General features: G+C 59.8%; 8 protein-coding genes. 5 read left to right on the top strand and 3 right to left on the bottom strand.

All coding sequences use genetic code 11. The features are described 5' to 3' along the window. Positions 1-139: 139 nt before the first annotated feature. The 4 genes from RMV17_RS20180 to RMV17_RS20165 all read left to right on the top strand — a co-directional run bounded on the left by RMV17_RS20180 (position 140) and on the right by RMV17_RS20165 (position 6,069). Positions 140-847, top strand: a complete 708-nt coding sequence (locus tag RMV17_RS20180) for a TetR/AcrR family transcriptional regulator (protein ID WP_007910473.1) — start codon at positions 140-142, stop codon at positions 845-847. Positions 848-1,005: 158 nt separating this feature from the next. After that, positions 1,006-2,016: a beta-N-acetylhexosaminidase gene (nagZ, locus tag RMV17_RS20175; RefSeq protein WP_311882037.1), complete on the top strand. Its 1,011-nt coding sequence runs from the start codon at positions 1,006-1,008 to the stop codon at positions 2,014-2,016. A 12-nt stretch (positions 2,017-2,028) separates the two neighbouring features. Then, positions 2,029-2,766 (top strand): S-methyl-5'-thioinosine phosphorylase, encoded by a 738-nt coding sequence (locus RMV17_RS20170; protein WP_007910483.1) that lies wholly within the window; start codon positions 2,029-2,031, stop codon positions 2,764-2,766. A gap of 9 nt (positions 2,767-2,775) precedes the next feature. After that, complete coding sequence (locus RMV17_RS20165; RefSeq protein WP_311882034.1) at positions 2,776-6,069, top strand: DEAD/DEAH box helicase; 3,294 nt, start codon at positions 2,776-2,778, stop codon at positions 6,067-6,069. A 148-nt stretch (positions 6,070-6,217) separates the two neighbouring features. Here RMV17_RS20165 and RMV17_RS20160 read toward each other — a convergent pair whose 3' ends face one another. Genes RMV17_RS20160 through mfd form a run of 3 tightly spaced genes read right to left on the bottom strand, consistent with a single transcriptional unit; the run spans position 6,218 to position 12,946 of the window. Continuing rightward, positions 6,218-8,908 carry a DEAD/DEAH box helicase gene (locus RMV17_RS20160; protein WP_311882032.1) on the bottom strand — a complete coding sequence of 897 codons (2,691 nt, stop codon included), beginning with the start codon at positions 8,906-8,908 and terminating at the stop codon, positions 6,218-6,220. Positions 8,909-8,919: 11 nt separating this feature from the next. Then, positions 8,920-9,486, bottom strand: coding sequence for a CsiV family protein (locus RMV17_RS20155; protein ID WP_034156432.1), 567 nt, complete (start codon positions 9,484-9,486; stop codon positions 8,920-8,922). 10 nt (positions 9,487-9,496) lie between these two features. Further along, positions 9,497-12,946, bottom strand: a complete 3,450-nt coding sequence (gene mfd / locus RMV17_RS20150) for a transcription-repair coupling factor (RefSeq protein ID WP_311882029.1) — start codon at positions 12,944-12,946, stop codon at positions 9,497-9,499. 354 nt (positions 12,947-13,300) lie between these two features. Here mfd and RMV17_RS20145 point away from each other — a divergent pair, with 354 nt between their 5' ends. Further along, positions 13,301-14,764 carry a glyceraldehyde-3-phosphate dehydrogenase gene (locus tag RMV17_RS20145; RefSeq protein WP_034156430.1) on the top strand — a complete coding sequence of 488 codons (1,464 nt, stop codon included), beginning with the start codon at positions 13,301-13,303 and terminating at the stop codon, positions 14,762-14,764. The last annotated feature ends 105 nt before the right edge of the window (positions 14,765-14,869 follow it).

The raw sequence follows: 14,869 nt of genomic DNA, 5'->3' as shown, positions 1-14,869 counted from the left end.
GTCGGCGGGTGTGCTTATTAATGTGGCGGGCTTGTGTGGTTAAATAGCTGACCGACCATTCCCAAAACGAACCGGCAGGCTTGACAAGGCACAGGCTGAAACGTATGTTTCAAACAAGTGTTTGTCAGGCGGAGTAGCCATGGCCCAGTCGGAAACCGTTGAACGCATTCTTGATGCTGCCGAGCAGTTGTTCGCGGAGAAAGGTTTCGCTGAAACCTCATTGCGTTTGATCACCAGCAAGGCTGGCGTCAACCTGGCAGCGGTGAACTATCACTTCGGCTCGAAAAAGGCGCTGATTCAGGCGGTTTTTTCGCGCTTCCTCGGGCCGTTCTGCATCAGCCTCGATAAAGAGCTGGAGCGCCGTCAGGCCAAGCCTGAAAACAAGCCGACTCTCGAAGAGCTGCTGGAAATTCTCGTCGAGCAAGCCCTCGTGGTGCAGCCACGCAGCGGCAACGATCTGTCGATCTTCATGCGCCTGCTCGGCCTGGCATTCAGCCAAAGCCAAGGCCACTTGCGTCGTTATCTGGAAGACATGTACGGCAAGGTTTTCCGTCGCTACATGTTGCTGGTCAACGAAGCCGCACCACGCATTCCGCCGATCGAACTGTTCTGGCGTGTGCACTTCATGCTCGGCGCCGCCGCGTTCAGCATGTCTGGCATCAAGGCTTTGCGCGCGATCGCCGAGACCGATTTCGGCGTCAACACCTCCATCGAACAAGTGATGCGTCTGATGGTGCCCTTCCTCGCTGCGGGCATGCGCGCCGAAACCGGCGTCACCGATGCAGCCATGGCCACCGCGCAACTGCGTCCGCGCAGCAAGTCAACGCCGGTCGCCGCCAAGGTTTAACCGCACACGGGTGGGCGCGGCAGCTTGTATCCGCTAAGCTAGCCGCCCATGCCGACTCTCGTTCTGAACCCGATCTCCATAGAAATTGCCAACCTGCCGAGCATTGTTCACGGTAGCGATTTCCTGCAAATCGGGTTTTTCGTTTTCAAGGAATCTCTATGACTGCTGGCCTGCAAGGCTCGTTGATGGTGGACGTCGCCGGTACCTGGCTGACGGCCGAAGATCGCCAATTGTTGCGTCAGCCCGAAGTGGGCGGCCTGATCATTTTCGCGCGTAACATCGAGCATCCACGCCAGGTGCGTGAACTCAGCGCGTCGATTCGCGCGATTCGCCCGGATCTGCTGCTGGCGGTGGATCAAGAGGGCGGCCGCGTGCAGCGCCTGCGGCAGGGCTTCGTGCGTCTGCCGGCCATGCGCGCCATCGCCGACAACCCGAATGCCGAATACCTGGCCGAGCAGTGTGGCTGGATCATGGCCACCGAAGTACTCGCGGTCGGCCTCGACCTGAGCTTCGCCCCGGTGCTTGATCTCGATTACCAGCGCAGCGCCGTGGTCGGCACCCGTTCATTCGAGGGCGATCCCGAGCGCGCGGCACTGCTCGCCGGTGCATTCATTCGCGGCATGAACAGTGCTGGCATGGCTGCGACCGGCAAGCACTTCCCCGGCCACGGCTGGGCGGAAGCGGATTCCCACGTCGCGATCCCGAACGACGAGCGCAGCCTCGACGAGATCCGCGCCAACGATCTCGTACCCTTCGCCAAACTCAGCAAGCAATTGGCCGCGATCATGCCGGCGCACGTCATCTATCCGCAGGTCGATTCGCAGCCCGCCGGTTTCTCCCGTCGCTGGTTGCAGGACATTCTGCGCGGCGAATTGCAGTTCGACGGTGTGATCTTCAGCGACGACCTGTCGATGGCCGGCGCGCACGTGGTCGGCGACGCTGCCAGTCGCATCGAAGCTGCGCTGACCGCTGGCTGCGACATGGGCCTGATATGCAACGACCGCGCCGCTGCCGAACTGGCCCTGAGCGCCGCACAACGCATGAGGGTCAAGCCATCGGCCCGAATCGCCCGCATGCGCGGTCAGGCCATTGCCAGCACCGAATATCGCCAGGATCCGCGCTGGCTCACCGCCATCGGCGCGCTCAAAGACGCTCAACTGATCGATTAAGGATTTTTCGCTATGACGGTTTACGCAATCATCGGTGGCACCGGCCTGACCCAGCTCGAAGGCCTGACCATTCGCCAATCGCTGGCGGTGGACACGCCCTACGGCGCGCCATCGGCCGACGTGCAAATTGGCGAATACGCCGGCAAGGAAGTGCTGTTCCTCGCCCGTCACGGCCACCCGCATCGCTTCCCGCCGCACAAGGTCAACTACCGCGCCAACCTGTGGGCGTTGAAGCAGGCTGGTGCCGAGGCAATCATCGCGGTGAACGCCGTGGGCGGGATTCATTCGGCCATGGGCACCGGGCACTTCTGCGTGCCGCACCAGATCGTCGACTACACCAGTGGTCGCGAGCACACCTTTTTCGCCGATGATCTGGAGCACGTCACCCATATCGACTTCAGCTTTCCCTACAGCGAGCCGTTGCGTCAGCAATTGATCGCCGCTGTGGCCGCCGAAGGTTGCGAGTACAGCGATCAGGGCGTGTATGCCTGCACCCAGGGCCCGCGTCTGGAAACGGTCGCCGAGATCGTGCGCCTGGAACGGGATGGCTGCGACATCGTCGGCATGACCGGCATGCCGGAAGCGGCACTGGCGCGCGAGCTGGATCTGGATTACGCCTGTCTGGCGCTGGTGGTGAACCCGGCGGCGGGCAAGACCACCGAAGTGATCACCATGGCCGAGATCGAGCAGGCATTGCACGATGGCATGGGCAAGGTGAAGTCGGCGTTGGCGCGGGTGTTGGCCGGCTAAGGACTGCCCATGAGCATTCTCATCGAACGGCTCAAGTCGTTGGCCTGGACCCGGGTATTCACTAGCAACGCGCTGGCCAAGGCCCGGGCTTATGCCGCCGATGATCGGGTAGAGATCATCGAGATCGATGACAGGAAGATCGAGGCGTTCTGCGTCGGTTCGGAAGATCAGGCGTATGAACAGACCATTTACCTGTCCGAAGATCGCCTGGGTTCCGTCAACTTGCGTTGCCTGTGTACCTGTCCTGTCTCAATCGACTGCAAACACTGCGCTGCGGTGCTCTATCACCTGCAGGGCAGTGATCATGAAGCGTCCGAAAGTGACGCACAGACCCAGTTGGGGCGGGCGCTGGAGCATTGGCTTTCGTCCATTCCCGTGCCGGCCAAACCCGCTGAAGAAGGCGCGCAAACCGCAGGCACGCGCCTGTTTTACAAGCTCAAGCCAACGTCAGTGAGCGGCAAGTGGCTGCTCGATATTTTCAAGGTTTCCCAGCTCAAGAGCGGCGAGTTACGCGAAGTCAAACCGCTGTATTCGCTGGCGGAAATGCTCATGCGTCAGCCCGGCTACCTGTCCGAGCTGGATCTGCGCGTCGCCAGGCTGCTGGTTGCCATGCACTCCCACCACGCCTATTACAGCGGCTATCCGCTGGAAGGCAGCAGCGGCGCCGAACTGCTGGAAATGCTCCTGCGCACCTCGCGGCTGTTCCTCGATTTCGAGGATCTGCGACCGTTGGTGCCGGGCGCGAAGCGCATCGGCCATTTCGCCTGGGCCGAGCAGACCGACGGCGGTTTCCGTGCGCAGTGGAGCAGTGCCGAGGCTGCGCAGGAAACCGTGCTGGCGCTGGAGCCGCTTTATTACCTGGATCGTGAACAGCGGCAGATTGGCGCTCTGTTCAATGAACTGGAAGAAAAGCTGGCCAGTCATTTGACTCTGGCGCCGGACATTCCGGCGCGTCAGGCCATGCAGTTCAGCCATCGCATGAGCGCCGCGACGAGAATCCCGCCGCCCCACCAACTGACCGAACGAGTCATCGACGACGTACTTCCGCAGCCGCAACTCACCCTCGTCAGCGGTCGGGAGCGCTCGCGCTGGGAATACATTCTTGAGCATCGCGCCGCTCTGGTGTTTACCTACAACGGCCAGCCGACGGTGGATCGAAACCCGGAAGTAATGATCCTCAACGGTACCGAAACCCAGCGCATTCAACGCCAGCCTGCGGTGGAAAAGAAACTGCGCCAGATCCTGCAAAAGCTCGGTTTCAAGAAAGCCACGCGCAAGAGCTCGCTGGATCGTCCCGGCGAGATGTTCACGTTGGCGGATGATTCCGCCTGGCTCGGGTTTATGCACGAAGGGCTTGCCACGTTGCGCGCCTCGAACTGGGAAGTTGAGATGAGTCCCGGCTTTCATTTCAATGTGCAACCGGTTGAGCATTGGTACGCCGAGGTCGAAGAAGAGGCTGGGCATCAGTGGTTTGATTTGCAGTTGGGTATCGTCGTCAATGGCCAGCGCTACAGTTTGCTGCCGATCCTTCTGCACTTGTTGCGCACCCAGCCGCGCTTGCTTGACCCGGTCAATCTGGCACAACGCAGCGATGACGAAAAACTCCTGATCGAACTGAAACCCAGCGGTTTTGGCGACCCTTCAGGCGCCAAGGTCGCGCTGCCGCTGAGTCGGGTCAAACCGCTGATGGCCACGCTGGGCGAGTTGTACCTGGGCGGTCATCAGGGCGATGCACTGCGCTTGAGTGTCCCGGATGCCGCGCGCTTGAGTATGCTCGATGGCGTGCCGCTGGATTGGCAGGGTGGCGAGCGGCTGCGCACCTTCGCCAAGCGCTTGCAGAATTCCAGTCACACCCAGGTCGCTGCGCCGGCCGGCCTTAACGCGCAACTGCGCCCGTATCAGCTCGAAGGGCTGAACTGGATGCAGACCCTGCGCGAGCTTGAGGTCGGCGGCATTCTGGGCGATGACATGGGGCTGGGCAAAACGCTGCAAACCTTGGCACATCTGCTCACGGAAAAACACGCCGGTCGTCTTGATTGTCCGGCTCTGGCGGTGATGCCGACCAGCCTGATTCCCAACTGGCTCGACGAGGCCGAGCGTTTCACCCCCCAGTTGAAAGTATTGGCGCTGCACGGCACGGGGCGGCAAAAGGATTTCGCTAATCTGGCTGAGTACGATCTGGTACTGACCACTTACGCGTTATTGCCAAGGGATGTGGAGACCTTGCAGCCGCAGCTGTGGAGCGTACTAATTCTCGACGAAGCGCAGAACATCAAAAACCCGATCAGCAAAGCGGCGCAAGCGGCCCGTGACCTGCAGGCCCGCCAGCGCTTGTGCCTGAGCGGCACGCCATTGGAAAACCACTTGGGCGAGCTTTGGTCGCAGTTTCATTTCCTCATGCCCGGTTGGCTTGGCGATAGCAAGTCCTTCAATCGCGATTACCGCACGCCAATCGAAAAGCACGGCAATGTTCAGCGTATGCAGCACCTGACAGCGCGCATCAAGCCGTTTTTACTGCGCCGCAAAAAGGATCAGGTGGCCACCGAACTGCCGCCGAAAACCGAAATCATCCATTGGGTGGATCTCAGTGACGGCCAGCGCGATGTCTATGAAACCGTTCGCGTGGCGATGGACAAAAAAGTGCGCGACGAAATTGCCCGCAGTGGCGTGGCGCGCAGTCAGATCATTATTCTGGATGCCTTGCTCAAACTGCGGCAGGTCTGTTGCGACTTGCGCCTGATCAAGATGCCGATGACAGCAAAGGCACTGCGCTCCGGCAGTGGCAAGTTGGTCAGCTTGATGGAGATGCTCGAAGAGCTGCTCGGCGAAGGTCGCAGGATCCTGCTGTTCTCGCAGTTCACCTCGATGCTCGCTTTGATCGAGGAAGAATTGCAGCAACGTGACATTGCCTATTCGCTGCTGACCGGTGACACCACGGATCGACGCACGCCGGTGAAGGACTTTCAGGGCGGCAAGGTGCCGCTGTTTCTGATCAGTCTCAAGGCGGGTGGCACCGGTTTGAACCTGACTGCTGCGGACACGGTGATCCACTTCGACCCTTGGTGGAACCCGGCGGTGGAAAATCAGGCCACCGATCGCGCGTATCGAATCGGGCAAAACAACCCGGTGTTCGTTTACAAGCTGATCGCTCGCGGCACGGTGGAGGAAAAAATACAGGCGTTGCAGCAGGAAAAAGCTGCGTTGGCCGGGGCGGTGCTTGAGGGCGGCACGACGGGTGGCTGGAAGCTGGAGCAGGGTGACATTGAGGCGCTGTTTGCGCCGTTGCCTGTTTCCAAAGACTGAGCCCTAAGTAATAGAGCAATATCTGATGGCCCCATCGCTGGCAAGCCAGCTCCCACAGGTATCGAGTTGAAACACAGTTTTGTGTACAACTCACAGTCCTGTGGGAGCTGGCTTGCCAGCGATAGCTATCTAACAGGCGACGCAGGTCTCAACGCTTGTCGAGCTTGTCCGGCAAAGGCGCAAACAACGCTTCAATGTCATCACTCTGCAACTTCCAGTCCCCGGCCTTGCGCCCATCCAGCACGCCTGCCGCCAAATCGGATTTTTCCTTTTGCAGGTGCTGAATCTTCTCTTCCACCGTGCCCCGGGCAATCATCTTGTAGACGAACACCGGTTTCTCCTGGCCGATTCGATACGCTCGGTCAGTCGCCTGATTCTCGGTCGCGGGGTTCCACCAGGGGTCGTAGTGAATCACCGTGTCCGCCTCGGTCAGGTTCAAACCGACGCCACCAGCCTTCAGACTGATCAGAAAGATCTGACGCTTACCGCTCTGGAATTCCTTCACCGGCGTGCGCCGATCACGGGTCTGGCCGGTCAGTAGCGCGTAGGACACGTTGCGTTTTTTCAGCTCTTCCTCGATCAACGACAGCATCGAGGTGAATTGCGAGAACAGTAGAATCCGCCGTCCTTCTTCGAACAATTCCTCAAGCATTTCCATCAGGCTGTCGAGCTTGCCCGAGGTGCTGCCGCGAGCGGGCAGGGTGGCGTCGTTGACCAGGCGTAGATCGCAGCAGACCTGACGCAGCTTCAAAAGCGCCTCAAGAATGATGATCTGACTGCGCGCCACGCCTTTACGGGTAATCTCGTCGCGGACTTTCTTGTCCATCGCCAGGCGCATGGTTTCGTACACATCGCGCTGCGCTTCATTGAGATCGACCCAGTGGATGATCTCGGTCTTCGGCGGCAGCTCAGTGGCAACCTGCTCTTTGGTCCGGCGCAGCAAGAACGGTTTTATCCTACCGTTAAGGTGCTGAAGTCTGACCTCACTGCCGCGCTTTTCAATCGGTACACGGTAATCGGCGTTGAAGCTTTTCACGTCGCCGAGCCAGCCCGGCAGCAGGAAGTGAAACAGCGACCACAGCTCGCCCAGATGGTTTTCCAGCGGCGTACCGCTCAGGCACAGGCGCTGGCGTGCATTAAGCTCGCGCGCGGCTTGAGCGGCTTTGCTGTTCGGATTCTTGATGTACTGCGCTTCATCCAGCACCAACACATGCAGTGGCTGCTTGGCGAGACGTTCGACGTCTTTGGGCAGCAGCGCGTAGGTGGTGAGGATCAGGTCGAAGTCGGCCAGATTGTCGAAATGCTTCTTACGAGTCGCGCCGTACAGCGCAACCACTTTCAGTTGCGGGGTGAAGTGCGCCGCCTCATCGAGCCAGTTCGGAATCAGACTGGTCGGCATCACCACCATGCACGGCCGATCCAGACGCCCGGCGTTTTTCTCACTGAGAATATGCGCCAGGGTCTGTAGGGTTTTACCCAGCCCCATGTCATCCGCGAGAATCCCGCCGACTTCCAGTTGCCGCAGTGACTGCATCCAGCTCAAACCTTCGAGCTGATACGGGCGCAGCGTCGCGTTCAGTCCTTCCGGCGCTTCAACGCTGAAATCACGAATGTCGCGCAGGCGTTGAGCGAACGTGCGGATCTGCTCGCCGCCCTCCCACAGCAGCGGCAGGCCTTCCAGCGAATTGAGCCGTGTGGCATCCGCCTTGCTCAGGCGCAGAGTGGTTTCGCCCGGCTCCTGCAAATAAAACTCGCCGAGCGTCATCAGCACTGGTTTCAACCGGCCCAGCGGCAAAGCCACCTGCAGTGGCCCGTGCTCAATGTTGCGTTGCGGAACATTGACCAGAATCAGTTCGTCATCGCGACGGCGCGCTAGACGTTCCGGATTGAGGATTTCCGCGTGCGAGCGCATCAGGTTGAGCAGAATCGGCAGCAGGCTCAGGCGCTCACCGTTGACGATGATCCCCAGTTCCAAATCAAACCAGTCGCGATCCGGCACCTGCTCGACGGTGGCGTACCAGTCATCCACGGCGGTCAGATCGAAGCCGAATTCCTCATCGATCTGCAGCTCCCAACCTTGGCTGCGCAGTTTTGGCAGATCGTTAAGGGTGAAGGTCAGCCAGGCGCTGTCATTGACCATCTCGTACAGCTCGCCGGCGCTTTCCGGCAGGGCTTTGCTCTGGCGGGTGGCGATGCGAAAGCCGAGGATTCTTAACTGTTCACGGTAGGACTGTTCGACTTCCGGGTGACGTTTTATCCGCAGGGTCTGGGTTTCCTGGCGGATCAGGATGTCGCTGTTCTTCTGCCCGCTGACGTACTCGTCCAGATAACTGAACGACAGCGCCGCGCGATGCTGAATGTAGCGCTGCATCTTGCCGTTGCGCGGTTCGAAGGCGCTGAACTCGACGCTGGCCAGCCACAGACGTGGCAACGGCTGCACGTTATCGACCAGCACTTGTGGTGGCGCTTTCGGGCTGCGGTTTTCCAGCACGGCTTGCAGCTTTTCCAAGAGTTCGGCGTCTTTGGCAGCGGCGGGGTAATCGAGGGTTTCCTGCACTTTCAGCAGCACCGCTGCGCAGTGTTTGCAGTTGGTGCGAACCGGACAAGTGCAGCCGGCATCCACCAGCAGCAAGGTGCCCTTGGCTGACTCGCGCAGATGAATCGTCTGACGGTAAACGTTACCGCCAGAGCCTTCACAACTGGCAGTGATCGTTGCATCGCCGACCTGGGCGATGCGTACTCGATTTTCCACGGCGTAGCGTCGGCCACGTTCCAGGCTCTGTTCCTTGAATCGGCTGACCCAGGAGGGCGCCAACGGTTTACTCAGCGGCGGGTTCATAAGGACTTCGATCAGTCCGGAATCGCTTCAGGCGCTTCCCGTGGCGCAGGCGCGGTCAGGGAAGTGATCTTGATCAGCAGCGCCAGGTGGCCGTTGTCGAGATAGTTGAGTTGGCCGTTCTTGGTGTGGCTGTCCTGTTTCAGGCGCTCGCTGGCGGTGACCAGGCCATTGGCGTCGATCTGATTGACCCAGAAGTCGGCGTTCACATCGGTGAAGCGCCCCAGTTTCATTTCCAGTGTGCCTTCGATCGGGAACTGGCCGAACTGCTCCTGACCATCGCTGACCGCAACTTTTGCCGGTGCTTCGCCTAGGGTTTGCTGCCAAGCCTTGTGCATCAGTACGCTGTAGTCGCCGCTGGCGGTGAGTTTTGTGACAACGTCATTCAACGCAGGCGTGCGCTGGCTGTCGTCGCCCAAACGCTGGGCGCCAGCGGCCCAGTCTTCTGGTGCGGCGCGGCTGACAATCGCCGGCACGGCGTTCTGCCGGACCAGAATCATTTCGACCTGATAGGTGTCGTCGGCAAACGCCATCGGTGCTACGAAGGTGAGTAGCAAAGTCAGTGAGCGAAACAGGCGCATGCGGCGTCCTTCAAACAGTTTTCGGGAGGAGGCGCTCAAACAGCGCCTCTACAGTATTAAAGCGCTCTTCCGGACGTTCCATCGGTACCTGGAACTTGAACATCGTCGCGCCTTCGAATTTGTAGCGTTTGGGCTGGCTCTGGATCAGCTTGATCAGGGTCATCGGGTCGACCGGCGTTTGCGCTTCGAACTCGATGCGCCCACCTTGCGGGCCGCCATCGACTTTCTTGATGCCCAGTTGCTCGGCCTGCAACTTCAACGCCGTAATGCGTACCAGATTCTTGGTCGGTTCCGGCAGCAAGCCAAAGCGGTCGATCATCTCGACCTGCAGATCCTTCAAGCCTTCCTCGTCGGTGGCCGAAGCAATGCGCTTGTACAGGATCAGGCGGGCGTGAACGTCCGGCAGATAGTCTTCCGGAATCAGCGCCGGCACCCGCAGATTGACTTCCGGACCACCGCCGAGCGGCTGATCGAGGTTCGGTTGCTCGCCCTTGCGGATCGACTTCACCGCGCGTTCCAGCATCTCCATATACAACGTGAAGCCCACGGCCTGAATCTGTCCGCTTTGACCATCGCCAAGCAGTTCGCCAGCGCCACGGATTTCCAGGTCGTTGGTGGCCAGGACGAAACCGGCTCCGAGATCCTGAGTATTGGCAATTGCCTCCAGACGCTTTTCCGCATCCGAGGTGATTTGCTGGCGCGGTGGCGTCAGCAGGTACGCGTAAGCCTGGTGGTGACTACGGCCAACGCGACCGCGCAACTGGTGCAGTTGCGCCAGACCGAATTTGTCGGCGCGCTCGATGATGATGGTGTTGGCGCTCGGCACGTCGATACCGGTTTCGATGATGGTCGAGGCGATCAGCACGTTGAAACGCTTGTGATAAAAGTCGCTCATCACCTGTTCGAGTTCGCGCTCGCGCATCTGTCCGTGGCCGATACCGATACGCGCTTCCGGCACCAGTTCGGCGAGATCGGCGGCGCACTTCTCGATGGTTTTCACATCGTTGTGCAGGTAGTACACCTGACCGCCACGCAGCAGTTCGCGGAGCAGGGCCTCTTTGACCGTGCTCTTGTTCTGCTCCATGACGAAGGTGCGCACCGACAGGCGTCGCGCCGGCGGCGTGGCGATGATCGACAGGTCGCGCATGCCCGACACCGCCATGTTCAGCGTGCGCGGAATTGGCGTGGCGGTCAGGGTCAGAATGTCGACTTCACTGCGCAGGGCCTTGAGCTGTTCCTTTTGACGCACACCGAAGCGGTGTTCTTCGTCGATGATTACCAGCCCGAGGTTTTTGATTTTCACGTCGTCGGACAGCAGTTTGTGCGTGCCGATGACGATGTCGATCTTGCCTTCTGCCAGATCGGCGATCGCCGCGTTGACTTCCTTGGCCGATTTGAAGCGACTCATCACTTCCACGGTCACCGGCCAGTCGGCGAAGCGGTCGCGGAAGCTGTTGTAGTGCTGTTGGGCGAGCAGGGTGGTCGGCACCAGAATCGCCACCTGACGGCCACCGTGCACGGCGATGAAGGCGGCGCGCATGGCCACTTCGGTCTTGCCGAAACCGACGTCACCGCAGACCAGTCGATCCATCGGTTTCGGCGCGAGCATGTCTTCGCGCACGGCTTCGATGGTCGACTGCTGATCCGGGGTTTCTTCGAACGGGAATCCGGCGCTGAACGTTGCGTAATCGGCTTTAGGGTCGGCAAATGCGTAGCCTTCGCGAGCGGCGCGGCGGGCATAGATGTCGAGCAATTCAGCGGCGACATCGCGCACCTGTTCGGCGGCTTTGCGTTTGGCTTTCTGCCAAACCTCGGAGCCGAGGCGGTGCAGCGGGGCCAGCGCATCGTCGCTGCCGGTATAGCGAGCAATCAAATGCAGGTTGGCCACCGGCACGTAAAGCTTGGCGTTCTCGGCGTATTCGAGGGTGAGGAATTCGGCAGCCTGATTGTCGATTTCCAGAATCGTCAGGCCCAGATAGCGGCCGACACCGTGGTCGATGTGCACCACCGGCGCGCCTTCGCGCAGCTCGGTGAGGTTCTTGATCACCGCGTCATTGCTGACGTCGCTGCGTTTCTCGCGACGACGACGTTGCATCACGCGTTGGCCGAACAGCGGACTTTCCGCGACCAGGGTCAGCGCCGGGTCGTCGAGCATCAGGCCTTCGTCGAGCGGAGCGATGGTGATCGCCAGGCGATCCTTGCTCGCGACGAAGTCCGGCCAGCTGTCGACGGTTTTCGGTCGCAGCTTCAGGCGTTCGAGCAACTCCAGCAGCACTTCGCGACGGCCGGCGGATTCGGCGGTGAACAGCACGCGTCCGGGGAACTCGTCGAGAAATGCCGACAGCGCTGCCAGCGGTTGCGTGGCTTTGGCTTCAATCGCCAGATTCGGCAGGGCTTGCGCGGGGAAGCGCTCGCGGCCGACGCCGGTTTCTACGTCTTGCTGGCTGGCGACCACGCGTGGCCAGCTCTTTAAGCGGGCGAAGCAGTCTTCCACCGGCAGGAACAATTCGGCGGGTGGCAATAAAGGACGCGATGGGTCGACGCGGCGCTCTTCATAGCGATTGCGCACATCGTTCCAGAAGTTTTCCGCCGCTTGCTCGATGCCGGGCAGCGAGAAAACTTGGGTGTCTTGCGGCAGGTAATCGAACAGGGTCGAGGTTTCGTCGAAGAACAGCGGCAGGTAGTACTCGATGCCTGCCGGTGTGATGCCGCTGCTCAGATCCTGAAAGATCGGGCAGCGACGGAAGTCGACGTCGAAACGCTCGCGAAAGCGTGCCTTGAAACGGGTGACCGCGTCTTTCTGCAGCGGGAACTCACGAGCCGGCAGCAGCTTGACTGAATCGACCTTGTCGATGGAGCGCTGGTTTTCCGGATCGAAGGTGCGCAGGGTTTCGATTTCGTCGTCGAACAGATCAATGCGATAGGGCAGTTTGCTGCCCATCGGGAACAGGTCGATCAGCGCACCGCGTACGGTGAACTCGCCGTGCTCGTAGACCGTATCGACGTAGCGATAGCCGCTGGCTTCGAGCCGCGAGCGCATCTGTTCAACGTCGAGTTTCTGGCCGACATCCAGCACCAGACTGCTGCCGAGCAGGAACTTGGTCGGCGCCAGGCGGTGCAGCGCCGTGGTAATCGGCACCACCAGCACGCCGTGCGCCAGCTCCGGCAGCCTGTATAAGCTGGCGATGCGCTGGGAAATGATGTCCTGGTGCGGCGAGAACAGGTCGTAGGGCAGGGTTTCCCAGTCGGGAAAATGCAGTACGGGCAAATCCGGGGCGAAGAAACTCAGCTCCTGTTCCAGTCGTTCAGCGCTCTGGCTGTCGGCGGTCAGTAGCAGGGTGAAGCGCTTGGCAGCGCTGGCAGCCTCGGCAATCGCCAGGCTGAGGGCAGCACCGGGCAGATTGCCCCAATGCTGTTTACCTGCCTCGGCAGGGAGTAGCGGTAGACGCAGAACGGGCACGGAAGGTTGAGCTCCAGGCTTTGCGACAAAGTCGGTAATTGTAGCGGCGTCCGGTGCCGCCTGTCAGTTGCAGACTACGTCTATCTTCGTTGTTTGGACGAAATGTAGTGGTAACCATAAAAACCAGCCGTTTTTTAGCGGTTATGTAGTGCCGAAAGCGGGTGGTGTTACGGAGGGTTACAGACATCGTCTAACAGTCGTCGAAAAATTGACTGGGCTGAAAGCCCCGGTTTTACTGGGCTTTAGAGGGGCGTAATTTTTTTGAACGGAATTTTGTTACCGATTTCGCGACAAGCGCGCATTGCTACAGGAGGTTGTCGGCGGCATAATGTAGCCCCTTTTTTCTGCCCCTACATGTGGAAGGTTACCGTGACTCAGAAGCCCGACCAGTGTCTTGGTGAATGGATCGACCGTGAAGCACTCGCAGAAGCGATGATTCCGCTTATCGGTCAGCTCTACCGCAATAACAACGTGGTGAGCTCGATCTATGGCCGCAGCCTGATCAACCAGTCTGTCATCGCGATTCTCAAAGCTCACCGCTTTGCGCGCCACCGTTCTTCCGACGACAGCGAACTCTCCGTCCACGAAACATTCCCACTGCTCAAAGCCATGAGCGAGCTCAAGCTCGGCGCGGCTTCGGTAGATCTGGGCAAGTTGGCGTTCAAATTCCGTAACGAAGGCAATGGCCGCAGCGCCGAGCAGTTCGTTCGTGAAGAGATGGCTGACGTGGTTGGCCAGCAAAACGCTTCCGCACGTAAAGGCACCGACGTTGTGCTGTACGGCTTCGGTCGTATCGGCCGTCTGCTGGCGCGCATCCTGATCGAAAAAACCGGTGGTGGCGACGGCCTGCGTCTGCGTGCCATCGTCGTGCGCAAAGGCGCCGAAAACGACCTGACCAAACGCGCCAGCCTGCTGCGTCGTGATTCGGTACACGGTTCGTTCAACGGCACCATTACCATCGACGAAGAAAACAACACCATCACCGCCAACGGTAACCTGATCCAGGTGATCTACGCGAAGAACCCTACCGAGGTGGATTACACCCAGTACGGCATCAAAGACGCGCTGCTGGTGGACAACACCGGTGTTTGGCGTGACGCCGATGGTCTGGGCCAGCACTTGCAGTGCCCGGGTATCGACCGCGTTGTTCTGACCGCACCTGGCAAAGGCAAGCTGAAGAACATCGTTCACGGTATCAACCACGGTGAAATCACCGCTGACGACAAGATCGTGTCCGCCGCTTCCTGCACCACCAACGCCATCGTGCCGGTGCTGAAGGCTGTGAATGACAAGTTCGGCATCATCAACGGTCACGTCGAAACCGTTCACTCGTACACCAACGACCAGAACCTGATCGACAACTTCCACAAAGGCGATCGCCGTGGTCGTAGCGCCGCACTGAACATGGTGATCACTGAGACCGGTGCTGCCACCGCTGCTGCCAAGGCCCTGCCTGAGCTGGCTGGCAAGCTGACCGGTAACGCGATCCGTGTTCCGACGCCGAACGTGTCGATGGCCATTCTCAACCTCAACCTCGAGAAAGCCGCCACCCGTGAAGAGATGAACGAGTACCTGCGCTACATGGCGCTGCACTCCGATCTGCACAAGCAAATCGACTTCGTCAACTCGCAGGAAGTGGTTTCGACCGACTTCGTTGGCTCGCGCCACGCCGGTGTGGTCGACGCTGAAGCGACCATCGTGCAGGACAACCGCGTTGTTCTGTACGTCTGGTACGACAACGAGTTCGGTTACAGCTGCCAGGTTATCCGCGTGATGGAAGATATGGCCGGTGTAAACCCGCCAGCGTTCCCGCGCTAAGCACTCGTTGCAAATGAAAACGCCCCGACTTAGGTCGGGGCGTTTTTGTTTGTGTGCCGTTTAGAGCTGTGTTGTCAGTGCTGGCCTCTTCGCGAGCAGGCTCGC

The organism is Pseudomonas sp. VD-NE ins (assembly GCF_031882575.1).
Lineage (GTDB): Bacteria > Pseudomonadota > Gammaproteobacteria > Pseudomonadales > Pseudomonadaceae > Aquipseudomonas > Aquipseudomonas fluorescens_BZ.
This window is presented reverse-complemented; position numbering and strand designations above follow the sequence as displayed.